Annotated in this window: 25 protein-coding genes, 1 pseudogene and 1 riboswitch; of the genes and pseudogenes, 14 read left to right on the top strand and 12 right to left on the bottom strand. The window is 32.3% G+C overall.

The genetic code is table 11. The annotated features are described in order from the left end of the window. Positions 1-125: 125 nt before the first annotated feature. Positions 126-1,046: a DUF58 domain-containing protein gene (locus tag Q0663_RS08930; protein WP_299009601.1), complete on the bottom strand. Its 921-nt coding sequence runs from the start codon at positions 1,044-1,046 to the stop codon at positions 126-128. Between the two features lie 69 nt (positions 1,047-1,115). Continuing rightward, positions 1,116-1,433 carry a thioredoxin gene (trxA, locus tag Q0663_RS08925; protein WP_125068953.1) on the bottom strand — a complete coding sequence of 106 codons (318 nt, stop codon included), beginning with the start codon at positions 1,431-1,433 and terminating at the stop codon, positions 1,116-1,118. 321 nt (positions 1,434-1,754) lie between these two features. On the opposite strand from trxA, the gene metK reads away from it, so the two are divergent. Continuing rightward, entirely contained in the window at positions 1,755-3,008 is a 1,254-nt protein-coding gene (gene metK / locus Q0663_RS08920) for a methionine adenosyltransferase (RefSeq protein ID WP_299009595.1), read from the top strand. 60 nt (positions 3,009-3,068) lie between these two features. On the opposite strand, the gene sppA is transcribed toward metK, so the two are convergent. Together sppA and Q0663_RS08910 are read right to left on the bottom strand one after the other, a co-directional pair. Beyond that, positions 3,069-4,814, bottom strand: a complete 1,746-nt coding sequence (sppA, locus tag Q0663_RS08915; RefSeq protein ID WP_299009593.1) for a signal peptide peptidase SppA — start codon at positions 4,812-4,814, stop codon at positions 3,069-3,071. A gap of 64 nt (positions 4,815-4,878) precedes the next feature. Further along, positions 4,879-5,304, bottom strand: a complete 426-nt coding sequence (locus Q0663_RS08910; RefSeq protein WP_299009590.1) for a DUF6146 family protein — start codon at positions 5,302-5,304, stop codon at positions 4,879-4,881. A 99-nt stretch (positions 5,305-5,403) separates the two neighbouring features. On the opposite strand from Q0663_RS08910, the gene Q0663_RS08905 reads away from it, so the two are divergent. Both Q0663_RS08905 and Q0663_RS08900 read left to right on the top strand, forming a co-directional pair. Beyond that, the gene (locus Q0663_RS08905) at positions 5,404-5,964 is read left to right on the top strand and encodes a DNA-3-methyladenine glycosylase I (protein ID WP_299009587.1); all 561 of its coding nucleotides are present in this window, start codon (positions 5,404-5,406) and stop codon (positions 5,962-5,964) included. Between the two features lie 48 nt (positions 5,965-6,012). Next, positions 6,013-8,046 (top strand): dihydrofolate reductase, encoded by a 2,034-nt coding sequence (locus Q0663_RS08900; RefSeq protein WP_299009584.1) that lies wholly within the window; start codon positions 6,013-6,015, stop codon positions 8,044-8,046. 82 nt (positions 8,047-8,128) lie between these two features. Here Q0663_RS08900 and Q0663_RS08895 read toward each other — a convergent pair whose 3' ends face one another. Then, positions 8,129-8,341 carry a hypothetical protein gene (locus Q0663_RS08895; RefSeq protein ID WP_299009581.1) on the bottom strand — a complete coding sequence of 71 codons (213 nt, stop codon included), beginning with the start codon at positions 8,339-8,341 and terminating at the stop codon, positions 8,129-8,131. A gap of 128 nt (positions 8,342-8,469) precedes the next feature. Between Q0663_RS08895 and Q0663_RS08890 the strand changes: the two genes are divergently transcribed. Next, the gene (locus tag Q0663_RS08890) at positions 8,470-8,856 is read left to right on the top strand and encodes a nucleoside triphosphate pyrophosphohydrolase family protein (RefSeq protein WP_299009578.1); all 387 of its coding nucleotides are present in this window, start codon (positions 8,470-8,472) and stop codon (positions 8,854-8,856) included. 48 nt (positions 8,857-8,904) lie between these two features. Here Q0663_RS08890 and Q0663_RS08885 read toward each other — a convergent pair whose 3' ends face one another. Next, positions 8,905-9,906, bottom strand: coding sequence for a TlpA disulfide reductase family protein (locus Q0663_RS08885; protein WP_299009575.1), 1,002 nt, complete (start codon positions 9,904-9,906; stop codon positions 8,905-8,907). 67 nt (positions 9,907-9,973) lie between these two features. Next, positions 9,974-11,023: a branched-chain amino acid aminotransferase gene (locus tag Q0663_RS08880; protein ID WP_299009572.1), complete on the bottom strand. Its 1,050-nt coding sequence runs from the start codon at positions 11,021-11,023 to the stop codon at positions 9,974-9,976. Positions 11,024-11,140: 117 nt separating this feature from the next. Between Q0663_RS08880 and Q0663_RS08875 the strand changes: the two genes are divergently transcribed. From Q0663_RS08875 to Q0663_RS08860, 4 genes are all read left to right on the top strand, one after another. Next, a complete protein-coding gene (locus Q0663_RS08875) occupies positions 11,141-11,653 on the top strand; it encodes a DUF4920 domain-containing protein (RefSeq protein ID WP_299009569.1) in 513 nt (170 codons plus the stop codon). Then, positions 11,653-12,072 (top strand): hypothetical protein, encoded by a 420-nt coding sequence (locus tag Q0663_RS08870; protein WP_299009567.1) that lies wholly within the window; start codon positions 11,653-11,655, stop codon positions 12,070-12,072. The genes Q0663_RS08875 and Q0663_RS08870 overlap by 1 nt, the downstream gene beginning before the upstream one ends. Positions 12,073-12,079: 7 nt before the next feature. Beyond that, a complete protein-coding gene (gene mnmD / locus Q0663_RS08865; protein ID WP_299009664.1) occupies positions 12,080-12,739 on the top strand; it encodes a tRNA (5-methylaminomethyl-2-thiouridine)(34)-methyltransferase MnmD in 660 nt (219 codons plus the stop codon). A 171-nt stretch (positions 12,740-12,910) separates the two neighbouring features. Further along, positions 12,911-13,630 carry a methyltransferase gene (locus Q0663_RS08860; RefSeq protein WP_299009565.1) on the top strand — a complete coding sequence of 240 codons (720 nt, stop codon included), beginning with the start codon at positions 12,911-12,913 and terminating at the stop codon, positions 13,628-13,630. 39 nt (positions 13,631-13,669) lie between these two features. Here Q0663_RS08860 and Q0663_RS08855 read toward each other — a convergent pair whose 3' ends face one another. The 5 genes and pseudogenes from Q0663_RS08855 to Q0663_RS08835 all read right to left on the bottom strand — a co-directional run bounded on the left by Q0663_RS08855 (position 13,670) and on the right by Q0663_RS08835 (position 18,304). Next, a complete protein-coding gene (locus tag Q0663_RS08855) occupies positions 13,670-14,098 on the bottom strand; it encodes an acyl-CoA thioesterase (RefSeq protein ID WP_299009562.1) in 429 nt (142 codons plus the stop codon). Between the two features lie 258 nt (positions 14,099-14,356). Next, positions 14,357-14,544, bottom strand: a riboswitch (cobalamin riboswitch). Positions 14,545-14,729: 185 nt separating this feature from the next. Then, positions 14,730-16,004: an NAD(P)/FAD-dependent oxidoreductase gene (locus tag Q0663_RS08850; protein ID WP_299009559.1), complete on the bottom strand. Its 1,275-nt coding sequence runs from the start codon at positions 16,002-16,004 to the stop codon at positions 14,730-14,732. Between the two features lie 136 nt (positions 16,005-16,140). Further along, positions 16,141-16,233 (bottom strand): annotated as a pseudogene (locus tag Q0663_RS08845) (Crp/Fnr family transcriptional regulator); the annotation flags it as partial. 161 nt (positions 16,234-16,394) lie between these two features. Continuing rightward, positions 16,395-16,835: a hypothetical protein gene (locus Q0663_RS08840; RefSeq protein ID WP_299009556.1), complete on the bottom strand. Its 441-nt coding sequence runs from the start codon at positions 16,833-16,835 to the stop codon at positions 16,395-16,397. Between the two features lie 98 nt (positions 16,836-16,933). Further along, positions 16,934-18,304, bottom strand: a complete 1,371-nt coding sequence (locus Q0663_RS08835; protein WP_299009553.1) for a saccharopine dehydrogenase C-terminal domain-containing protein — start codon at positions 18,302-18,304, stop codon at positions 16,934-16,936. Positions 18,305-18,384: 80 nt separating this feature from the next. Here Q0663_RS08835 and Q0663_RS08830 point away from each other — a divergent pair, with 80 nt between their 5' ends. From Q0663_RS08830 to hemW, 6 genes are all read left to right on the top strand, one after another. Beyond that, positions 18,385-18,765 carry a DUF423 domain-containing protein gene (locus Q0663_RS08830; protein WP_299009550.1) on the top strand — a complete coding sequence of 127 codons (381 nt, stop codon included), beginning with the start codon at positions 18,385-18,387 and terminating at the stop codon, positions 18,763-18,765. 86 nt (positions 18,766-18,851) lie between these two features. After that, positions 18,852-20,444 carry a phosphoenolpyruvate carboxykinase (ATP) gene (gene pckA, locus Q0663_RS08825; protein WP_299009548.1) on the top strand — a complete coding sequence of 531 codons (1,593 nt, stop codon included), beginning with the start codon at positions 18,852-18,854 and terminating at the stop codon, positions 20,442-20,444. A gap of 92 nt (positions 20,445-20,536) precedes the next feature. Then, positions 20,537-22,159: an adenine deaminase gene (gene ade / locus Q0663_RS08820; RefSeq protein ID WP_299009546.1), complete on the top strand. Its 1,623-nt coding sequence runs from the start codon at positions 20,537-20,539 to the stop codon at positions 22,157-22,159. Positions 22,160-22,167: 8 nt separating this feature from the next. Next, positions 22,168-22,722, top strand: coding sequence for a crossover junction endodeoxyribonuclease RuvC (gene ruvC, locus Q0663_RS08815; protein ID WP_159493322.1), 555 nt, complete (start codon positions 22,168-22,170; stop codon positions 22,720-22,722). 48 nt (positions 22,723-22,770) lie between these two features. After that, positions 22,771-23,052 carry a four helix bundle protein gene (locus Q0663_RS08810; protein ID WP_367171444.1) on the top strand — a complete coding sequence of 94 codons (282 nt, stop codon included), beginning with the start codon at positions 22,771-22,773 and terminating at the stop codon, positions 23,050-23,052. 127 nt (positions 23,053-23,179) lie between these two features. Next, positions 23,180-24,304 carry a radical SAM family heme chaperone HemW gene (gene hemW / locus Q0663_RS08805; protein WP_299009539.1) on the top strand — a complete coding sequence of 375 codons (1,125 nt, stop codon included), beginning with the start codon at positions 23,180-23,182 and terminating at the stop codon, positions 24,302-24,304. Positions 24,305-24,315: the final 11 nt, after the last annotated feature.

Raw genomic sequence — 24,315 nt, 5'->3', positions numbered from 1 at the left:
TCTGGACGGGACTCGAACCCGCGACCCCATGCGTGACAGGCATGTATTCTAACCAGCTGAACTACCAGACCGTTGCTCTAAGCGGATGCAAATATATAACCTTTTTTTAAATAAAAAAGAGTTATTTATAAAAAATTCTGTCTGCTGATAAGATAAGCGATAAGTACTTTATCATAACCTTCATTAATATCTACAGGTATGTAATCAATTTTATATTGTAAGCATTTGTTTTTTAGGTTTTTGAAAAATTCAGAGCTTAATTCTTGATATTTTTGCTGTACATTTTCGGCGTATAAATTTATTTCTTCTCCAGTTTCAATATCTACAAATTTTTTTGGTGAATTGTCAAAATCAAACAAAAATTCGGTCTTTTTATCGTGTGTATGAAACAACACTACCTCATGTTTGTTAAATTTTAGATGTCGTAAAGCATCAAAAAGAGCTTCTTCATTTTTTGAAGTTTGAAACATATCGGTAAATAAGAAAATTAAAGATCCTCTATGAATCTTCTCTGCTATTTCATGTAAATATTGATAGGTTTCTGTTGAAGAGGTAGAATTAGATGATAGTAACTGTTCTAATTGATGTAATAACATCTTACGATGACGCTCACTCCCTTTTTCAGGAGCATAATATTCGTAAGTGTCAGAATAAATACTTAACCCAACAGCATCGCGTTGTCGTTTTAAAATATCCATTAAAGAAGCTGCAGCTACCGCTGAGAAACCAACCTTATTTAAACTATCTATTGATTGATTCTTACTTATAGGATAATGCATAGAAGAAGAATTGTCGATAATTAAATGACATCTAAGATTCGTTTCTTCTTCATATTTTTTGGTGTACAGTTTTTCGGTTTTAGCAAATAGCTTCCAATCTATATGGCGAGTGCTTTCACCTTTATTGTATAGTTTGTGTTCAGAAAATTCAACCGAAAACCCATGAAACGGACTTTTGTGCATTCCTGTAATAAAACCTTCTACTACTTGTTTGGCAAGTAGCTCAAGGTTGTTAATTTTTGAAGCAGTACTGTTTAAATCAATCATACAGTACCGAAAATAACAAAAGGTTTAGCAATAGCCAAACCTTTTTTATGAGATGAATTGAAATACTTTTTATAAAGCAGCATCAATTTTATCTGTATAAGCTTTTTTAGGAGCAGCACCAACTTGCTTGTCTACAACTTCTCCGTTTTTGAAAATTAATACAGTTGGGATGTTTCTTACACCATACTTAGCAGCAAATTCTTGGTTTGCGTCTACGTCTACTTTACCAACAACAGCTTTTCCTTCATACTCGCTACTGATTTCATCAACGATAGGAGACACCATTCTACATGGTCCGCACCAAGCTGCCCAAAAGTCTACTAATACTGGTTTGTCAGATTTTAATACTACTTCTTCGAAAGAAGCATCTGTAATTTCTAATGCCATTTTATATATGTTTTATCTAAGTTATTATCTTACTTTGTACACCACAAAAGTAAGCAAATATTTTTCCAATGCCATTTTATAAAAATTACTTTTTATTATCATAGTATCAATACTTTCTATTTTTTTATAGCTTAGTTTGTTTTTATGTGTGTAAAATAATCTATAACTTTGCACCAATATTTATTTGAGGAAAAATTTGACTGATTGCAACCTCAATGAACAATAGTTCAGAATAAAAATGCTAAAGCAGTAATTTTCTACTCCTTTTAGCGACCTAGCAATTCAAGTTTTTTCTTTTAATTAATTTAAAAAGAAGTTTTTATGTCATATTTTTTTACTTCGGAAAGTGTTTCTGAAGGACATCCAGATAAAGTAGCAGATCAAATTTCTGACGCTTTAATAGATAATTTTTTAGCATTTGACCCACAATCTAAGGTTGCTTGTGAAACTTTAGTAACTACAGGTCAGGTTGTATTGGCTGGAGAGGTAAAGTCATCAACCTATTTAGATGTTCAAAAAATAGCTCGTGAAGTAATCAATAAAATTGGTTATACTAAAGGAGAATACATGTTTGATGGAAATTCTTGTGGAGTTTTATCAGCAATTCATGAACAATCAGACGATATTAACCGTGGAGTAGATAGAGCTTCAAAGGAAGAGCAAGGTGCAGGAGACCAAGGTATGATGTTTGGGTATGCAACTAACGAAACAGAGCATTATATGCCGTTAGCGTTAGATTTATCGCACATGATCTTAAAGGAATTAGCTGCTATTCGTAGAGAAAACAAAGAAATTACTTATTTACGTCCAGATGCTAAGAGTCAGGTAACTATTGAGTATTCTGATGATAATGTACCACAACGTATTGAAGCAATTGTTGTTTCTACACAGCACGATGATTTTGCTGATGACGAAACGATGTTAGCAAAAATTAGAAAAGATATTGTTGAGATTTTAATTCCTAGAGTTAAAGCACAATTAACTCCTGAAATTCAAGCGTTGTTTAATAATGATATTAAATATCATATTAATCCAACTGGAAAGTTTGTAATTGGAGGACCTCATGGAGATACAGGGTTAACAGGTCGTAAGATTATTGTTGATACGTACGGAGGAAAAGGAGCACATGGCGGTGGAGCATTTTCAGGAAAAGATCCAAGTAAAGTAGATCGTTCTGCAGCTTATGCAACACGTCATGTCGCAAAGAATTTAGTAGCTGCTGGAGTTGCTGATGAGGTATTAGTTCAAGTATCATACGCAATTGGAGTAGTAGAGCCGATGGGTATTTTTGTAGACACTTACGGAACTTCAAAAGTTGATTTAACTGATGGAGAAATTGCTCAAAAAGTTTCTGAAATTTTTGATATGCGTCCACACGCTATTGAAGATCGTTTAAAATTACGTAATCCAATATATAGCGAAACTGCAGCTTACGGACACATGGGACGTACAAATGAAGTAGTTTCTAAAACGTTTACACAACCTAATGGAGAAAGTATAACGCTAGATGTAGAGTTATTTACTTGGGAAAAATTAGATTATGTGTCTAAAGTAAAAGAGAGTTTCGGTTTGTAATAAACGAAACGATAAACTATTAAAAAAGCAAAGCCTCGACATTGTCGAGGCTTTGCTTTTTTACTTCACTTGAAATATAAAAGGTATTCTAGCTTGAATTCCTTCTAGGTTTTTCATTTTATGAATGTTGTTGTATAGCTGATAGTTTTCATCACCCATTGTTTCTTTTAAAATTTCTTCTTTAGAAGCTTTCATAAAAGGATTCATTTGTAAAGCATCCTTTAAATCAGTTTTGTAGTGAGGATAGTTACGAACTCTATAATTTTCAACTTCAGCTAATTCAGCGGCAACTTTAATAGCGTCATTTAATCCTCCTAATTGATCTACTAAGCCATTCTCAATAGCTTCTTTACCAGTCCAAACTCTACCTTGTGCAATTTCGTTTACCTGCTCAAAAGTCATGTTACGCCCTGCAGAAACACGGTTAACAAAAGTAGTGTAGATTTGTTCAACACCTTCTTTAGTTACATCGTAGAATTTCTGGTTCATTGGCTCAAAAACACTATAAGAAGCACTGTTGTTAGTAGAGACTTGTTCTGCATTGATACCAATATTATCGGTAAACTGACTAAAGTTAGGAATGGCTCCAAAAACTCCAATAGATCCTGTAATTGTAGTAGGTTCTGCAATAATTTTGTTAGCATTACAAGCAATATAGTAACCTCCAGAAGCTGCATAGTTACCCATAGAAACTACTAAAGGTTTTTCTTTTTTTGTTAATTCTAGTTCACGCCAAATTAATTCAGAGGCTAAAGCACTACCACCAGGAGAATTTACGCGAAGAACGATAGCTTTTACATTATCATCTTTTCGGGCTTTTCTGATAGCTTTGTTTATAATTCCTTGTCCGATATAGTCTTCGCTTCCTTTTCCATACACAATATCACCTTGTGCATAAATCACGGCGATTTTATCTTTAGCAGTAGAAGAAATTCTTCCTTTTCCAGAGTTTATGTAGTCTTCAATAGAAATAGTATTTAGTTTCTTGTCAGACCCCATAGCTAATTTTTCTTCGTATTCATCTTCGTAAATAGAAGCATCAATTAAATTGTTTTCTTTTGCAACAGTAACATTTCTTCCGTTAGAGTTATCAGCAATAGTATTTAATTCTTCAATTGAAATGTTTCTACTATTGCTAATATCTTCAGTGATTTCTGACCAAATTGATTTTAAGAAAGAGGTAGTCTGCTCGCGATTTGCATCACTCATTTTATTTTCTAAAAATGGTTCAACGGCACTTTTATATTTACCGTGGCGAACAACTTCCATTTTAATACCGTATTTATCTTCAAAATCTTTGAAATATAAAATTTCAGTTGATAAACCGCTAAAATCGATAGCCCCAACCGGGTTTAAGAATAAACTGTCAGCAACAGAGCTTAGGTAATAATTTTTTTGAGTATAAATGTCGTTGTATGCATATATGAATTTACCACTTTCTTTAAATTCTTCTAATTTATTTCTAATGGCTTGCGTTTGGGCAATACCAGCATTAACAAAAGATGTTTTAATACTTATTCCTTTTATTTTATCATCAGTTTTTGCATTTTCAATAGCGTTGATAATTTTGTTTAAAGCCAATTTTTCATCTGTTAGTTCTAGAGCTTCAGCAATAGGATTGTCTTCTTTTGGAGCATAATCTTTAATAGGGGTTGATAAGTCTAATTCTAAAACTGAGTTTGATTTTACAACAATTTTTTCTTCAGCTCCTACAAAAGCAGCTATAGCAAAAAAGAATACAAACAGTAAAAATAGGGCAATGAAAAAGCCTAGAACAGAGGCAAGTAAATTTCTTAAAAACTTCATGTTGTATGATTAATTTTTTTGAGCAAATATACAGTTTTTACAAAAATGCTTTTTTGAGTAAAAATCACCTATTAAATCGAGTTGATCCAGCTCCTAAACTCATCTTGTATTTACGTTGAGCAAATTCAAAATAATTGAATAATTTGTAGTTTACTTCGTAACCATAATCAATATGCGGACTGTAATCAATTACATTTTCATAAATATTAGGATTGAATTGTAGTGGATTTTGTGCTCGGTAATTCCATGTAATAACATACAAACGATTTTTATTTTCGAGGTATTGTTGTGAATAAAATCCTTCGGGTTTAGCAATGCTGTTTAAATAGGTAGTAAAACCAGGGTCTATAATTATAATTTCATATTCTAAACTATCATTAGCAATTACAACTGGTTCCTCTTTAGAAGTATTTTTTATAGGCGAGGAACTGCAAGCCCATATCATAATTCCAATAATACTAAGAAAAAGAGTATGTTGTAAGGTTTTCATAATCAGTGTGATTTGTAATTATAAAGGCGCAAAAATTATTCCATTTTTTATTGATTTTTAATTTGTTTAACAGTAATTTTCAGCATTAAACAATAGAAAATGAAGAAAAGATGTTTTTGGGTTAGTGATGATCCACTATATATTGAGTATCACGATAATGAATGGGGAGTGCCTGTATATGATGATGATAAGCTGTTTGAGTTTTTAATATTAGAAACTTTCCAAGCAGGTTTGAGTTGGATTACAGTTTTGAAGAAAAGAGAAAACTTTAGAAAGGCATTTGATAATTTCGACTATAAAAAAATAGCAAAATACTCTGAAGACAAATATAAAGAATTGCTTCAAGATGCTGGAATTATAAGAAATAAATTAAAGATAAAAGCGACTATAACCAATGCTCAGGCTTTTATGAAAGTACAAGAAGAGTTTGGCACGTTTTCAAAATATATTTGGGCTTTTACTAATGGACAACCGATAGTGAATAAGTTTGAAAAGAGAGAAGAAGTACCGGCAACAACAGAGCTTTCTGACGCGATTTCAAAAGATTTAAAAAAACGAGGATTTAAGTTTGTAGGTTCAACAGTAATTTATGCGCATATGCAGGCTACGGGGATGGTAAACGACCATACAACCGACTGTTTCCGATATCATGAAGTTTAAATTTCGTAATTTTATCCTTCCAAAAAAATAAACTAAATATTATTATAAATGAAACTAAAACAAATGCTTTGTGCAGTTGTTGCAGCTGGAGTATTAACTTCATGCGGAACAGAAGCCAAAAAAGAGCCTAAAGTAGCTGAAAAAAAAGCAAAAGAGTTTGAATATGTTGTTGAGCAATTTGCTGATATAAAAGTACTACGTTATCAAATTCCTGGTTTTGATGAGTTAACACTAAAAGAAAAAAAGTTAGTGTATTATTTAACGCAAGCTGGTTTGTCTGGTCGTGATATTATGTGGGATCAAAACTACCGTCATAACCTTGAAATTAGAGCAGCTTTAGAAAATATTAACAATAACTTTAAAGGTGATAAAGAGAGTGAAGAGTTTAAAGCATTCACTACCTATTTAAAACGTGTATGGTTTTCAAATGGAATTCACCACCACTATTCTAACGATAAGTTAAAACCTGAATTTTCTAAAGAATATTTTGAATCGTTATTAAAAGAAACTAACACTGAGTTATCTGCAGAAGCTTTAGAGGTTATTTTTAACGATAAAGATGCTAAAAAAGTAAACAAAAAAGCTGGAGTAGATAATGTATTAGCATCTGCAGTAAACTTTTACGGAGCAGATATTACAAGTAAAGATGTAGAAGACTTTTACGCGAAAGCGGATAAAGGGCCAAAAGATCAACCAATTGAAGCAGGATTAAACTCTAAGTTGGTTCGTGAAGACGGAAAATTAGTAGAGAAAGTTTGGAAGTCTGGTGGAATGTACGGACAAGCAATCGATAAAATTATTGAGTGGTTAGAAAAAGCTAAAGAAGTAGCAGAAAATGAAAAGCAAGCAAAAACCTTAGAGTTATTAATCGAATACTATAAAACAGGAGATTTACATACTTGGGATGAGTATGCTATTGCTTGGGTTGAATCTACCGAAGGAAATATTGATTGGATTAATGGTTTTATTGAAGTGTATAATGATCCTAAAGGATATAGAGGTTCGTACGAAACAATTGTACAAATCAAAGACTTTGATATGTCTAAAAAGATGAAGGTATTATCAGACAATGCACAATGGTTTGAGGATAATGCTCCGTTAGATCCAGCACATAAAAAAGAAAACGTAGTTGGGGTTTCTTATAAAACAGTAAATGTTGCTGGTGAGGCAGGAGATGCATCTCCTAGTACTCCAATTGGAGTGAACTTACCAAACAATAACTGGATTCGTCAACAACATGGTTCTAAATCAGTATCGTTAGGAAATATTATAGGTTCTTATAACAATGCTGGAGGAACAGGACGTTTAAAAGAGTTTGCTAACGATCAAGAAGAAATTGATTTAGAGATTAAATATGGTAAATTAGCTGACAAACTACACACAGCATTACACGAGGTAATTGGGCATGCTTCAGGTGTAATTAACGACGGAGTTGGTCAACCAAAAGAAACTTTGAAAAACTACGCTTCTACAATGGAAGAGGGTAGAGCAGATTTAGTTGGACTTTATTACTTAATGGATCCTAAATTACAAGAATTAGGATTAGTTGATGATTGGCAAAAAGTAGGAAAAGCTGCTTATGACGGGTACATCAGAAACGGATTAATGACACAGTTAATCAGAATCAATTTAGGAGACGATATTGAAGAAGATCACATGGTAAACCGTCAATGGGTTTCAGCTTGGGCTTTTGAGCAAGGAGCGAAAGATAATGTAATTGAAAAAGTTACCAGAGATGGAAAAACTTTTTATAATATTAACGATTATGAGAAGCTTCGTGAAATTTTCGGACGTTTATTAAAAGAAACACAAAGAATTAAATCTGAAGGAGATTTTGAAGCGGCAAAAGCATTAGTTGAAGGTTACGGAGTAAAAGTAGATCAAGATATTCATAAAGAAGTTTTAGATCGTAATGCTCAATTTACATCAGCTCCTTATAGCGGATTTGTAAATCCAGTATTAGAGCCAGTAACTGATACTGAAGGAAATATTACCGATATTAAAATTACGCAACCAGAAACGTTTGAAGAGCAAATGAACTTCTACGCTAAAAACTATAATTTCTTACCGATAAAAAATTAAGAAGTTTAAAGACTAAATAATAAAAACCGATTCTGAAAAGAATCGGTTTTTTTGTTTTATAATGGAACCTAAAAAGGTTGTGCTATTTTGTTAGTAGCTTTGATAAAAACAACAGTGCAATTACTACTGCAATCCCTATTGCTACATAAATAGCTGCATTTTGGTAGTATTTCTTATTGTTTTTAGCGTCTTTTTTGTAGCTAAAAAACATCAAAATAATAAAAGCTATTACAAATAAACTAGCAAAAATGATTCTGCCTGTAGTAAACATTTTAGCAGCAATAAGTATAAACATAAAATTGTATTTTTAGCAAAGTTAAAGAATGATTTTAGAATGGAGAAAACTAAAACAGCAATTATTTTTGATTCTAGTTCATGTGTCAGAAAAAGCAACATAAACAAATATAAAATAGGTTAATTACAATGAAGAAAAGAATAGCGGCAGTACACGAATTTCATACAGCTTTCGGGTTAGGAATCAAAAATGAACCAACAGCTAACATTAGCGAGGAACGAAACCTACTTCGATACAATTTAATGAAAGAAGAAAATGAAGAATACTTAGAAGCAGCACAAAACAATGATTTAGTTGAGGTTGCTGATGCCTTGGGAGATATGCTGTATATTTTATGCGGAACTATTATTGAACACGGAATGCAACACAAAATTGAAGAAGTGTTTAATGAAATTCAACGAAGTAATATGAGTAAGTTAGGAGAAGATGGAAAGCCAATTTATCGTGAAGATGGCAAGGTGCTTAAAGGCCCAAATTACTTCAAACCAAATATTAAAGAAATTTTAGATAAATAAAAAAGCTCCTCAAAAGAGGAGCTTTTTTTTACATTTTGTATTCTATAGTTATTTACCCATAATTCTTTCTAATTCTGATGTTAATGTTTTAACATTATTAACCATTTTAATGATAACACCGTTAGAATCAATAATTAAGTGTGTAGGGTATTGCTTAACCTTTAATTTTTTAGCCATGTAATCCTTTTGCTCAGGAATAGTTGGGTATTTAAACTCTTTAGTTTCTAAAAACTCAATTAATTCGTCCTTTTTATCAAAAGCTAAACTAACAAATTCAATCTTTTCATTTTTGTATTTGTCTACTAAATCATTTAATTCTGGGAACTCTTCTACACATACTTTACAGGTAATAAACCAACATTTAATGACTAATAACTTTCCTTTTGTGTCAGCTTTATTATGTGCTTTCCCCTCTAGGTCAACAAAATTATAATCTGGAAGTTTTTTCCCCTCCATTTTAAAATATTGGTGTGCTATAGCAGCCTTACTAGTAATAGACTTCTTTATTTTTTCATCAGAAGTACTTTCGATATTCGTAAGTTGGTATTGTATTTTTTCTTCTTTTACAGATTTAATAGGAATATAAGCACCAGTACGTAATAATGTTAGGAAAATACCTTTTTCGATAGTAGCTCCTTTTTCATCTAAAGGAGTAAAAGTAGACATTAAATCGATATTGTCTTTTGTATAAGCTTCCCAATTATCAAAACTCTTTTGAATATTACTAGAGTCGTAAGAAGTTGAAGTAGTTGCTTTAACTTCGACAGCTTCTTCTCCTTCATCTATGTTTTCATGAGTATCCTCTTCAGGGATAGTTTCTTCAATAGAAGGGGTTTCCTCATTAATATCCGCGCTAATTTCTTGTTGCGTATTTTCAGTGTCAGTTGTTTCTTCCTCTTCAGGAAGTTGTGTTTCTTCTTGGGTGTCTACGGTTTCGTTTATAGCGAAAACAGGTTTACCCGATAGAGAGTTCGAGTAACTTTGTAAACCAAAAAAAGAAATAGCAAAACCAATTCCTATAGATAATAATGCTGGTACTATATTTCTCATTTTATTTAGATTTTTATATTCAAAAATTGAATATTATCCACTAATATAACTTTTTTTAATGAAAAAACTAAATTTTTACTCTCCAGTTATGCTTGTCTTCCAGTTTGTTATATTGAATTCCTAGTAGTTTCTCTTTGAAAAAAGCAGCGTATGAATCTTCCATGTCAGGTAATTCAAAAGTTTCATCTTGATGTTTAAATCCTTTAATAGGGTTGATTACCGCAGCAGTACCAGAACCAAAAATTTCTTTCAATTCTCCTTTTCTTGCAGCTTCTTTTACCTCAGTAACTGATACTCTTCGTACTTCTACTTCAATATTATTGTCTTGAGCAAGTTGAATGATTGATTTACGGGTAACCCCATCTAAAATACGATCACTTGTTGGTGCGGTAACAAGTTTATCACCAATTCTAAAGAAAACGTTCATAGTACCTGCTTCTTCAAGATACTCGTGTGTGTTAGCATCTGTCCAAACAATTTGCTGATATCCTTCTTTATGGGCTAAACTAGTTGGATAAAACTGTGCAGCGTAGTTACCTGCTGCTTTAGCAAATCCGACACCACCATCGGCAGAGCGACTGTATTTTTCAGCAAAAAGAACGCGAACTTCTCCAGCATAGTACGATTGTGCAGGTGAACAGATGATGATGAATTTGTATTCTTCAGCAGGAGAAGCAGAAATAGCTCCTTCAGAAGCAATAATAAAAGGACGGATGTATAATGAGTTTCCAAATCCTTTTTTAATCCAAGCATCGTCAATCTCTAATAACTTTTTTAGTCCTTCCATAAAAACATTTTCAGGAACAGGAGGCATTGCTAAACGTTCTCCAGACTTATTAATTCTGTGAAAGTTTTCATCAGGACGAAATAAGAAAACGTCGTCATTATCATCTTTGTAAGCTTTCATTCCTTCAAAAACAGCTTGTCCATAATGAAAAACTCTAGCCGAAGGCTCAAAAGTCATAGGTCCGTAAGGCATAATTTGAGGTGTTTTCCACTCACCATCTTTAAAATCACAAACTAACATATGGTCAGAAAAAATACGACCAAACGCCAAATTGTTAAAATCTACTGCATCTATTTTCGATTCTTGTATAAGCTCAATATCAATATTCATTGTGTTGTTTTTAGAAGTGCCACGAAGATACAAAATCTAGCGGTATGTTTTAGGATGGCTTATTGCTTGAAGAAATAATAAGTATATTTGTTGATTATTAATTTTAAAATTTTGAAAATGAAAAGACTACTAGTTTTTGCTACGGTTTTAAGCGTAGCACTTAGTTCATGTAAAGTTGAAAAGAAAGAAGAAAAATCTACTACAAATGCTACTGAAGTACAAAAAATAGAATATGCATCTTTTGGAGAAAAGATTACGGATGCTGATGTAATTTCGGCAGATGAAATGCGATTGAAGTTCAAAAACTTAAAGGCAGGAGATACTTTAAATGTAAAATTTGCTTCAACAATAAACGAAGTATGTAAGAAAAAAGGGTGTTGGATGAAGCTAGATTTAGGTGAAGAACAAGAATCAATGGTACGTTTTAAAGATTATGGTTTTTTCATGCCTTTAAATGCAGATAATAAAGAAGTGGTAGTAAACGGTAAAGCTTTTGTTACTGAGATTTCTGTTGATGAATTAAAACATTATGCTAAAGATGCAGGAAAATCAGAAGAAGAAATAGCAAAAATTATAGAACCAAAATACACCTATGCTTTTGAAGCAGATGGCGTGTTAATGAAAAAATAATGAAACAATTAATTATTGTTTTATTGATGTCTTTGGTGCTTTTTTCTTGCAAAGAGGAAAAGAAACAACCAAAAGAGGAACTTATAATGTATCAGTCTTCTGAAATGGCAGCTTTAATGAATGCTATGTACGAAGGGAATATGACCGTTAAAAATAAGATTTTAGAAGGAGAGCCAATAGGTGACTTTCCTGAAACTTATCTGAATATTCATAATGCTGTTTTAACCGATCCTGTAGATAGAAATGCAAGTTTTGAAGCTTTTTCTAAACTGTATATTCAAAATATGCAATTAGTATATTCTGGTTCTAAAGATTCTTTAAAACAAAATTTTAACCAAGCAGTAAACAGTTGTATTGCCTGTCATAAAACTACTTGTACAGGACCAATACCAAGAATTAAAAAATTACTGATTAAATAGTTTAGTTATAAAACGAGAAATTATCATAACGTCAGATGGCTCCACAACTATTCATTTACCAGAATGGAATGAACAATATCATTCTAAACACGGAGCAATACAAGAGGCCTATCATGTATTCATTAGAAATGGATTAAAGTATGTAGATGCTAAAAGTGTTTCTATTCTTGAAATAGGCTTTGGTACAGGACTTAATTCTTTTATCACGTTATTGGAAGCTAAAAAGGAGATTGATTATGTTGGAGTAGAGGCATATCCTGTAGCTAAAGAAGAAGTATCAAAATTAAATTATGTTGCGGAGTTGGACGCCGATGATAAAAGAGAATTTTTTGAAAAAATTCACGAAGTTTCTTGGGAAGAAAAACACAACATTACTCCTAATTTTTCATTAACTAAGCGTAAACAGTTTTTTGTTGAAATTACTGATGAGAATTATTTCGATTTAATTTATTTTGATGCTTTTGGAGCAAGAGTACAACCCGATTTGTGGACGGAAGATATTTTTAAAATCATGTTTGCTGCACTAAAACCAGAAGGTGTCTTAGTAACTTACTCAGCAAAGGGAAGTGTACGACGAGCAATGCAAGCTGTAGGTTTTGATGTTGAGCGTTTACCCGGGCCTCCAGGTAAAAGAGAAATGTTACGAGGAACAAAAATTATAACGTGATATTTTACGTGATTAATGTAGAAATTAGAAAATAAAGAAATGGAGTTTAAAAGACGTTTCGGTAATCGAAAAAGAAGGAATCCTAAAAGAGGGTTGTTTTTAGTAGTTTTATTAATTGTTGTGTTGTATTTGTTTTTCAATGCAGAAAAAATTCTTGGAAGATTTTTATAAATGAAACCATTTAAATTTAAAGAGTTTACAGTGCATCAAGACAAAACAGCGATGAAAGTTGGTACCGATGCAGTATTATTAGGAGCGTGGTGTAATTTAGGAGAGTTTCCAGACACAATATTAGATGTCGGTTCAGGCACAGGTGTTATTTCATTAATGTTAGCGCAACGAAGCGATGCCATGACTATTGATGCAGTAGAAGTAGATGGAGATGCTTATGAACAAACTGTAGAGAATTTTGAGCAGTCTGATTGGGGAGATAGGCTCTTTTGTTACAATGCTTCTTTTGTGGAATTTGCAGAAGAAATGTCTGAAGATGAAGAAGAGTATGATATAATTGTATCCAATCCACCATTTTATACTGATAATTACGAAACGGAAGATTTAGCGAGAAATAAAGCACGATTTACGAGTTCACTGTCTTTTGAAGAGCTACTAAAAGGAGTGAGTGAAATATTGTCCGAAAACGGAAGGTTTTCAACCATTATACCGTTTAAAGAAGAAGAAAACTTTATAGAACTAGCAAAAAAGTATAATTTATATCTAAACAGAGTTTGTCGAGTAAAAGGAACTCCTACTACTGAAATCAAACGTAGTTTGTTAGAATTTTCTTTTGTAGAGACTACAATCCAAGAAGAAGAGTTAATTATAGAAACAAAAAGGCACCAGTATACTGATGCCTATATTAATCTCACTAAAGATTTTTATTTGAAGATGTAATCTTTTATGAGGTTATACTTTCAAAATTTCTGTTTAGTTTTAATTATGTTCTTGTTGTGAGTAATGTAGTTCTTCAGTGTCAGTCTTTATTACTGCAATAGGATTTTTGTTTTCATCAATAGCAACAAATGTAAATTCACCTTCAATGGCTTTTTCTCTGTGATGAGAGTACATCTGTTCAGTAAAAATTTTAACGGTGACCTTTAAACTTTTGTTACCTATATAACTTACTTTTCCTACTAATTCAATAATAGTTCCAGCAGGGATAGGCTTTTTAAAATCAATTTTATCACTACTTACGGTTACAACTTTTTGCCTACAGAATCGTGTTGCAGTAATAAAAGCAACTTCATCCATTAATTGCATGGCAGTTCCTCCGAATAAGGTATCATAATGATTGGTTGTATTTGGAAATACAGCTTTGAAAATACGTGTTTCCGATTTTGCTATTTTTTCTTCTGTGGTCATTTTTAATAAATGTTAGATGATTGAAGTAGCTGCTAATTCTTTTTTTTATGTAAAGAAATAGAATTACTACGCTCTTTAAACTTTTTATAATTAAACATTAATTTTAAAAGCTCTATTAAATGCTTCGCAATACTAAATAACGATAAGATGTTTGAGGGAAAAATAATGACATACCAAAAATGCACAGCATTCCATAGAGAAAAGTGTGCGTTAAAAATATATCATCGGTATGATCTAAAAGCTTCAAATCGCGAAAGCATTGTCAATATCCGAATAGGAAGGTCTCCTGACTTATAACAGTTTTTATCATCCTTCCCGCTTTTGGCAGTGGATATACTAGGATAAAAACTTTTGGTGTGTTACTTACAGTTGCGCGACAGTTCGTGATTTGCACACGATTCCCTATTAATCTACAGTTAAGTAAAACCTTTTCGGTTGATGAAGTATGTAAAGAACTTAATCTAGGGTAAATGTATGTATTATTTTTTTAGAATTGAAGATAAAAAAAGCATCAATTTATTGATGCTTATGTTTGAAAAAGAAATTTACAGTTAATGTTTATTTTTTTTAGTTTTTTAGTTTTTAAGTTGATTCAAGTATAGGTAGCTTTTAATAAATTTTCATTGATATTTTATTTAGTTTCCCTTTGGGTAGGTTTAATAATCATTCTAAAATATTGGTCTTTATATATGTAATATCCTAACCAATTGTATAGAGTTCTTACTTTATTTTTGAAGTTAACAAGCCCCATTATGTGTACAAAAATCCAAATTAACCATGCAACAAAACCTTTTAATGATTGTTTTTGTCCAGGAAAGTCAAGTACAGCCTTATTTCTTCCAATAATAGCTAACGAACCCTTGTCGTTATATTGAAAAGGTTTCCAATTACTATCTTTTCTTTTAAGATTGTTCGCTAGGTTTTTAGCTTGTTGTAAAGCTGGTTGGGCTAATTGCGGGTGTCCGTTAGGATAGTTTTTATCGCCAGAAATCAAGGCGCAGTCTCCTAACGCAAAAATATTATCGTATGAATCTACTAAGCTAAACTGATTTGTTTTTAGCCTTCTGCCAGGGCCAAAACTTTCTTTTGAAAAACCATCGAATGTTTTTGCAGATACACCAGCTGCCCAAATAAGATTTTTGGTTTCTATTTTTTCTCCGTTTGATAAATACACGGTTTCACCATCAAAGTCGTTAACCATTGTATTCATAGTCAGAGTTACACCTAGTTCACTTAGCTTTTCAGAAGTGTATTCTTGTGCTTTTTTAGACATAGGAGCTAATACAGAACTCTGACCATCAATAAGATGTATTTCACCAAAGTCATTTTTATCTAGTTCGGGGTAATCTTTTATGATGATAGATGTTTTAATTTCAGATAAAATTCCTGAAAGTTCAACTCCAGTAGGTCCAGCTCCTGCAATTACAAAAGTTAAACACTTTTTTCTTTCTTCTGGGTTATGAATTCTAGTAGCACGGTCAAATCGAGTTAAAATTACATTTCTAAGAGATAAGGCATCACTAATAGTTTTCATTGGTAAACTATACTTTTGAATGCTTTTATTTCCAAAAAAATTAGTTTCTGTACCGGTAGCCATTACTAAGATGTCATACTCTATATCTCCATTACTTACTACAATTTTGTTTTCTTCTGGGACAACTTTTTCAAGGGTGCCGAGTCGAAAACGGGCGTTTTTAAATTTTCTTAAAATTTTTCTGAATGGATAGCTAATTGCAGATGGCTCCATAAAACCAGTGGATACTTGGTAGATTAAAGGAGGAAAGAAATTGTAGTTGTTACTATCTACTAGAATAATCTGATAATTTTCTGAATTTCCTAATCCTTTTATAAGTTCTAATCCAGCAAAACCGCCACCAACAACGACGATTTTTTTCATGTTTTTCATAATAGTATTATGCCCTTAAATTAATATCAGTACAAAGGTAGTTAAGAAGATTTCAGTAAAAAATAAACTAGCTTAAGAAATGTTATTTTCTTTTAATTTCACTCAAGTACTCTGGAGTTAATCCTAAAAAGCTCGCTTATAAATATTGAGGGACTCGTTGTACAAATTCAGGGAATTCTTCTTGAAATCTAAAGTACATTTCTTCTTTAGAGTAGCTGTTGATGTATTTTTTTAAAACACTTTCAGACATTTGTTAGTGTGGTGTTGAAATGTAAAAATACGAACTTTATCAAGACTCTATTTAGTTTTAAAAGGAAAAGGCACCAGTATACTGATGCCTATATAAATTTAACTAAAGATTTTTATTTGAGAATGTAGGGTCGATTAGTTTTACCATTTGCTCATAATAATAATCTGAGTAATATTGAATTTATTAGGTTTACTTATCAAATAAAGCTTCTTTTCTTTTTTAAAAACAGAAAATTCATTTTTCAATCCATTAAAATCATAACCTAGTTCTAATAACTCATCTTTTATTTTTCTGATATCGTAATTTTCTAAATAAATTTCGATCCCATTTGGTGAATCACTTGATGAAATTACATTTATGAAAAGCGTTTTTTTTGGATTGCCAGAATAATCCCGAGCATAAGCTCTTTTTTTTAGATTACTTTCACTTTTTATTTTTGTAAATCCATAACCTTCTGTTATAAATTCATCAATTGATAGAAATGATATTTTAGTTAATTTATCTAAAAGGCTATGATTTATTTCTTGAGAAAAAGTAGAAAGATTAAAAAGTATAAAAATTATAAGAACTATTTTTTTCATTTATTTAAGTTTTTAATATGTTATGTTTATGATGGTAAGGATTGTTGTTTTTTAACAATGAATGTGTCTAATAGGTTATCATAAGTTTATAAAAATTATCATCCCTTTACACTCTCAGGGTTATAACCTAAATAAGGAACTTCTTTTTCTACAAAGGTAATTCCGTAGTCTTCTAATTCTTTTAAAATAGGTTTGTACACCTCTTTGTTGATTGGTAATTGTACTCCTGGAGTGGTAATTTCACCATTTAAAATACGTACGGTTGCCACAGCTACAGGTAATCCTACAGTTTTTGCCATAGCAGTATAGGTTTGATCGTCACCTTTAATTACCATACTACTTTCTATTTGATGATTTTCCTCCTTGTATTGATACCCAAAAATATGATGCATTACAATCATATCTTTATCCTCAGCTTCAAGAGTCCAAGAATCCATCAATATTTTTTGTAAAATTTCAGCAGGAGTAGCATTTTTCAACCCTATTTTTTTATTCGGATTGAAGATGTCTAACTCTACAAATTTATCCCACATTAAATCATCTTGATCAATCTTTGCATACGAACGGAACTTTAATTCAACAGAATCAGAAGGAGAGTAAGCTAAGAAAAGGTTAGTGAAATCACGATAACTCATGTTTTCAGAATCTTCAATAGTGTAAGTGTCATCAGTCATTCCTAACTGGACAAAAACATTCCAAGCACGAGAAAAACCAACTTTACGAATAGTTCCACGATACATGGTTTTAATATCTTCTAAACCATAAATACTTCTATACTTTAAAGAATCACGGTTTGCATACGCTTCAAATCTTCCACTGCCATTAATAGTTAAAAATTCAGTTCTTCTAAATAATTTTTGATATGGAATATACTTATAGGTTCCTTCTTGAATAAACATTGAAGCTCCACCTTGACCAGCTAATACTACATTTCTTGGGTTCCAAGTAAATTTATAATTCCATAAGTTGGTATCACTTTCAGGAGCAACTAATCCACCACAAAAAGATTCAAATAATAGCATTTTTCCTCCTTGTTCTTTTATACGATCAATAACTTGCATAGCACTCATGTGGTCAATTCCTGGATCTAGACCAATTTCGTTCATAAATACTAAACCTTTAGCTTTAGCTTCTTCATCTAAAGCTTTCATTTCATCAGAAATATAAGACGCAGTAACCATGTGTTTTCCATAAGTAATACAATCTTTAGCTACTTCAATATGAAAACGAGCAGGTAACATTGAAATAACAATGTCAGCTTTTTGAATTGCATTTGAGCGCTCTTCAGCATTAAAAACATCTAGCTGTATTGCTGTAGCATTTGAATGATTGTGAATTTTAGATTGAGCGCTTTCTAACGAAACATCACCAATAGTTATATGTAGGTTTTCTTGTGAAGATTTATCCAATAAATATTTTATAAGTGAAGAGCTCGATCTACCAGCACCAATAATCAATATATTTCTCATTTATAATTATTTTTGTTGTGTATAAAATTTGAGGCGACAATATCGCTAAAAAAGTTTAAATTTAAACAAAAATTAAAATAATGTATAAAAATTTAACAATAGCTGCAGTCTTGGGAATGATTGCTGTGATTTTAGGTGCCTTCGGAGCTCATGCTTTAAAAACAAAATTAACACTAGAAGCCCTCGAGAGTTTTGAAACTGCTGTACGTTATCAGTTTTTTCATGTGTTTTTATTACTTTTTGTAAATATGTTTACTGAGCTTACTAACAAAGAAAAAAACAGAATTAGTTATTTTTTAATAGCTGGGGTTTTATTGTTTTCTGGGTCTATATATTTAATTTACTTAGCGAATGTTCCTGCAAAAGCAATTTGGTTTGTAACGCCGTTAGGAGGAGTGTTGTTAATCGTTGGTTGGAGCCTTTTAGCATATAGCTTTTTTAAAAAAGTTATTAAAGGTTAAAGTTGATAAAATCATTTAATGATATAGCTGTTTAATCAAAAAGAACTATTTTTGTCCAAAATTAAACACAACTAAAATCTTTTAAGATGACAAATCTTGATACGAAAACGATATCGTTAGATAACTTAGGCATAAAAGACGCTACGGTTCGTTATCAATTAACTTCAGACGAGTTACACGACATCACTATTGAAAAAGAACAAGGAGTAGAAACCAGTTTTGGAGCATTAGCTGTTAAAACAGGTGAGTTCACAGGACGTTCTCCTATGGATCGTTTTATTGTTAAAGACGATATAACTAAAGACCAAGTTTGGTGGGGAGATATTAATATTCCTTTCGATTCAGAAAAATTTGACAAGCTATACGATAAAGTAACTAATTATTTATCTAACAAAGAAGTATTTGTACGTGATAGTTATGCATGTGCAGACGAAGATTATAAATTAAATATTCGTGTTGTAAATGAATATCCTTGGAGTAACATGTTTGCGCACAATATGTTTTTACGTCCTACCGCAGAGGAGTTAAAAAACTTTTCTCCGGAATGGACAGTAGTAAACGCTCCAGGTTTTATGGCAGATCCAGCAATAGATGGAACACGCCAACACAACTTTGCTATTTTAAACTTTACTAGAAAAGTAGCATTAATTGGTGGTACAGGATACACAGGAGAAATTAAAAAAGGTATTTTCTCTGCGTTAAACTTTATTTTACCTGTATTCAAAAACACGTTACCAATGCATTGTTCTGCAAACGTTGGTAAAGATGGAGATACAGCTATTTTCTTCGGATTATCAGGAACAGGTAAAACGACCTTATCTACCGATCCAAATCGTAGTTTAATTGGTGATGATGAGCATGGTTGGACTGCTGAAAACACAATCTTCAATTTTGAAGGAGGATGCTATGCAAAAGTAATCGACTTATCTCAAGAGAAAGAACCAGAAATTTACGGAGCAATTAAAAGAGGAGCGATCCTTGAAAATGTTGTGATGGATGATAAGGGGAATGTAGATTTTCATGATACATCAATTACACAAAATACTCGTGTAAGTTATCCTATTTATCACATTGAAAATATTCAAAAACCATCTAAAGGTGCAAACCCAAAGAATATTTTCTTCTTAACAGCAGATGCTTTTGGAGTACTGCCTCCAATCTCTAAATTAACACCAGGGCAGGCAGCATATCACTTTATTTCTGGGTACACAGCAAAAGTAGCAGGTACAGAGGCTGGAATTAACGAACCATTACCAAGTTTCTCAGCTTGTTTTGGAGCTCCATTTATGCCATTACACCCAACGCGTTACGCTGAAATGTTAAGTAAGAAAATGCAAGAAGCAGGTGTAAACGTTTGGTTAATTAATACTGGATGGACAGGTGGTGCTTACGGTACTGGTAGCAGAATGAAATTAAAGTACACTCGTGCTATGATTACAGAAGCTTTAGAAGGTAATTTAGAAAATGTTGAATTTGTACAACACCCAATTTTTGGATTATCAATGCCAACTACTTGTGAAAATGTTCCTGATGAAGTATTAAATCCAAAGCAAACATGGGCAGACAAAGATGCTTATGATGCAAAAGCTATGGAATTAGCGAATTCATTTAGAAAGAACTTTGCTCAGTTTGAAGAAATGGCAAGTGAGGAAATTATTAAAGGTGGACCAATAGCGTAACCTTTAAAAAATATACTTATCAAAAAAGCATCCGTTACGGGTGCTTTTTTTGTGAAAAATACTCAGTATTTTAGCAATAAATAAATTTTAGCATGATTGTACAGGGAAATATAGTCGATATTCAAAACAAACGAATCTTTAAAGGAGAAGTTGAGGTCAAAGAAGGAAAGATTACACAAATTAGAGCAGTAGAACATACTGTAGAAAACTATATTTTACCTGGATTTATAGATGCACATATTCATATTGAAAGCTCGATGTTGGTGCCGTCCGAGTTTGCAAAAATAGCCGTAACGCATGGTACGGTAGCAACGGTGTCTGACCCGCATGAAATAGCCAATGTATTAGGAGTGAGAGGTGTGAATTTCATGATTGAAAATGGAAAAAAAGTTCCGTTAAAATTCAATTTTGGAGCACCATCATGTGTGCCAGCAACTTCTTTTGAAAGTGCCGGAGCGGTAATTGATTCAGAAGATATAAAAAAAATGATGGAGAATCCTGATATCAAATATTTAGCAGAAATGATGAATTATCCAGGAGTTATTTATCAAGATGAAGAAGTGTTGCAAAAAATCGCTTGGGCAAAACATTACAAAAAACCTGTAGATGGTCATGCACCTGGACTACGAGGAGAAGATTTAGATAAATACATAGCGGCAGGAATTTATACCGACCACGAATGCTTTACCTATGAAGAAGGATTGGAGAAGTTAGAAAAAGGGATGAAAGTCATTATCCGTGAAGGAAGTGCTGCAAAAAACTTTGAAGCATTAATTGATTTGCTACCTGAGTATTATGAGAACATGATGTTCTGTTCTGATGATAAGCATCCAGATGATTTGTTATTAGGACATATTAACCAATTATGTGAGCGCGCAGTAGCGAAAGAAATAGATGTTTTTAAAGTATTGCAAGCAGCCTGTATAAACCCAGTAGAGCATTACAATTTGGATGTTGGGATTTTAAACGAAGGGGATGATGCTGATTTTATTGTGGTGAAAGACTTACAAAAGTTTGAAATACTACAAACGTATATTAATGGTGAGTTAGTGGCTGAAAACGGAAAATCATTTGTAGAGCATGTAGATTTTGAAGTGTTGAATAATTTTGACACTGATGCAAAAAACGTTTCCGATTTTGAATTCCATTCAGCATCTGAAAAGATTCGAGTGATAGAAGCTCTAGATGGAGAATTAGTGACGAATGAAATTGAAGCAGATTCGTTGATAAAAGATGGAAATTTAGTTTCAGATGTAGCAAACGATGTGTTAAAAATGACCGTAGTAAACCGTTATCAAAATGCAGAACCTTCTATTGCGTTTATTAAGAACTTCGGGTTAAAAGAAGGGGCAATAGCGAGTTCTGTAGGACATGATTCTCATAATATTATCGCTGTCGGTGTATCGGATGAATTAATTTGTAAGGCGGTAAATTTATTGATTGAAAATAAAGGAGGGGTTTGTGCTGTAACTTCTTTTGAAGAAAAAGTTGTTCCGCTTCCTGTGGCTGGAATCATGTCAGATAAACCAGCAGTTGAAATAGGGAAAGCCTATGCAGAATTGGATGCGATGGCAAAGCAACTAGGTAGTAAATTACGAGCTCCGTATATGACCTTATCTTTTATGGCATTGTTGGTAATTCCATCCTTAAAACTATCAGACAAAGGCTTGTTTGATGGAAATACATTTAAATTTACTTCTTTAGAAGTTAAATAAACGAGAGTTTGAAGACAGAAAAAATTATATTAGGGATTGACCCAGGAACTTCCATTATGGGATTTGGAATTATAAAGGTAGTAGGTAAAAAGATGGAATTTGTTCAAATGAATGAATTGCTCTTAAAAAAATATGACGATCATTATTTAAAACTCAAAATTATTTTTGAACGTACCATTGAATTGATTGACACTTATCATCCAGATGAAATAGCGTTGGAAGCTCCTTTTTATGGGAAGAATGTACAATCCATGTTGAAATTAGGGCGTGCACAAGGAGTAGCCATGGCAGCAGGATTGTCAAGACAAATACCAGTAACCGAGTATGCGCCCAAGAAAATAAAAATGGCAATTACAGGTAAAGGAACTTCAAGTAAAGAACAGGTAGCCTTAATGTTAAAATCGTTATTGAATTTAAAAGTGCTACCTAAAAACTTAGATGCAACGGATGGTTTAGCAGCTGCGGTATGTCATTTTTATAATTCAGGAACAAAAGTAGGAGGTAAGAACTATACAGGTTGGGCAGCGTTTGTAAAACAAAATCCGAAAAAAATTAAAAACTGATTTTTTCAATGATCAATGAACAGTAAACAGTAGTCAAATATTATAGCTATGAAACTAGAAAAGAACCCACTTCAAAATAAATCATACGATTTTGCTCTTTTGATTATTAAACTAAGTAAAAAATTGATGAAGGAAAATAAGGAGTTTATTTTATCTAAGCAGATAGTAAGAAGTGGTACATCGGTAGGAGCAAATATAGTAGAGGCTAATGGAGCTATTTCTAAGGCAGATTTCTCAGCAAAAATTTCAATAGCTTATATAGAATGTTTAGAAACTAAATATTGGCTGTCTTTATTAAAAGATAGTGAAGAAATAAGAATAGAGGAGTAAGAGGAGTTGTTTGAAAAAGCCGATGAAATAGCAAAAATTCTTTTTTCAATATTAAAAACGACAAGGATTTATAAGTAATCTTGATAACTGATAACTGATAACTGATAACTGATAACTGATAACTGATTTGGCAGGAATTTATCTACATATCCCATTTTGTAAGCAAGCGTGTTATTATTGCGATTTTCACTTTTCTACTTCATTAAAAAAGAAAGAGGAGTTAGTTTCTTGCTTGGTGAAAGAGTTAGAATTTCGAAAGGAAGAACTACAACACGAAGAAATAGAAACCATCTATTTTGGAGGAGGAACACCGAGTTTATTGTCGATTGAAGAATTAAGGTTGTTGATAGATACTATTTATCAGAACTATACAGTAGTATCAAATCCAGAAATTACCTTAGAAGCGAATCCAGATGATTTATCAGAAGAAAAAATAATTGAATTATCTAAAACCCCTGTTAATCGCTTAAGCATAGGGATACAATCTTTTTTTGAAGAAGATTTGCAATTGATGAATCGAGCTCATAATGCACAAGAAGCCAAAAACTGTTTGTCTATAACAACTCGTTACTTTGATAATATAACTATTGATTTGATCTACGGAGTTCCGAATATGCGTAATGAACGTTGGAGAGAGAATTTACAAATCGCTTTTGATTTCGGAATCAATCATATTTCGTCGTATGCGCTAACCGTTGAACCCAAAACAGCATTAGATTCATTTATCAAACAAGGAAAGTATCCTGATGTTGACGAAACGGTAGCCAAAGAACATTTTGATATTCTGGTAGCAGAAACCGCTAAAAATGGATTTGTTCACTACGAAATTTCCAACTTTGGAAAACCTAATTATTTTTCAAAGCACAATACAAGTTACTGGCTAGGTAAAAAATATATAGGAATTGGCTCATCAGCACATTCGTTTAATAAAACACACCGTAGTTGGAATGTAGCTAACAATGCAAAATATATAAAAGCAATTCAAGAAGGAAAACTCCCTCTAGAGCAAGAAAAACTCACTAAGAAAGATCAGTTTAATGAATATTTGATGACAGGATTAAGAACCATTTGGGGAGTGTCGTTAGAGAAAATTGAGGAGGATTTCGGGGAAGAGTTTAGAAAAAAACTCCTTAAAAATGCTGAGAAGTTTATTAATCAAGGGCTACTAGTCATTACAAATGAAGTTTTGAAAACTACAAAAAAAGGAAAGTTCTTAGCAGATGGATTGGCTAGTGAGTTATTCATAATTTAGGTATATTTGAG

The organism is uncultured Tenacibaculum sp., assembly GCF_947504135.1.
In the GTDB taxonomy this organism is placed as follows: Bacteria; Bacteroidota; Bacteroidia; order Flavobacteriales; family Flavobacteriaceae; genus Polaribacter.
Note: the sequence above shows the minus strand (reverse complement) of the source record. Positions and strands in the feature narration are given on the sequence as shown.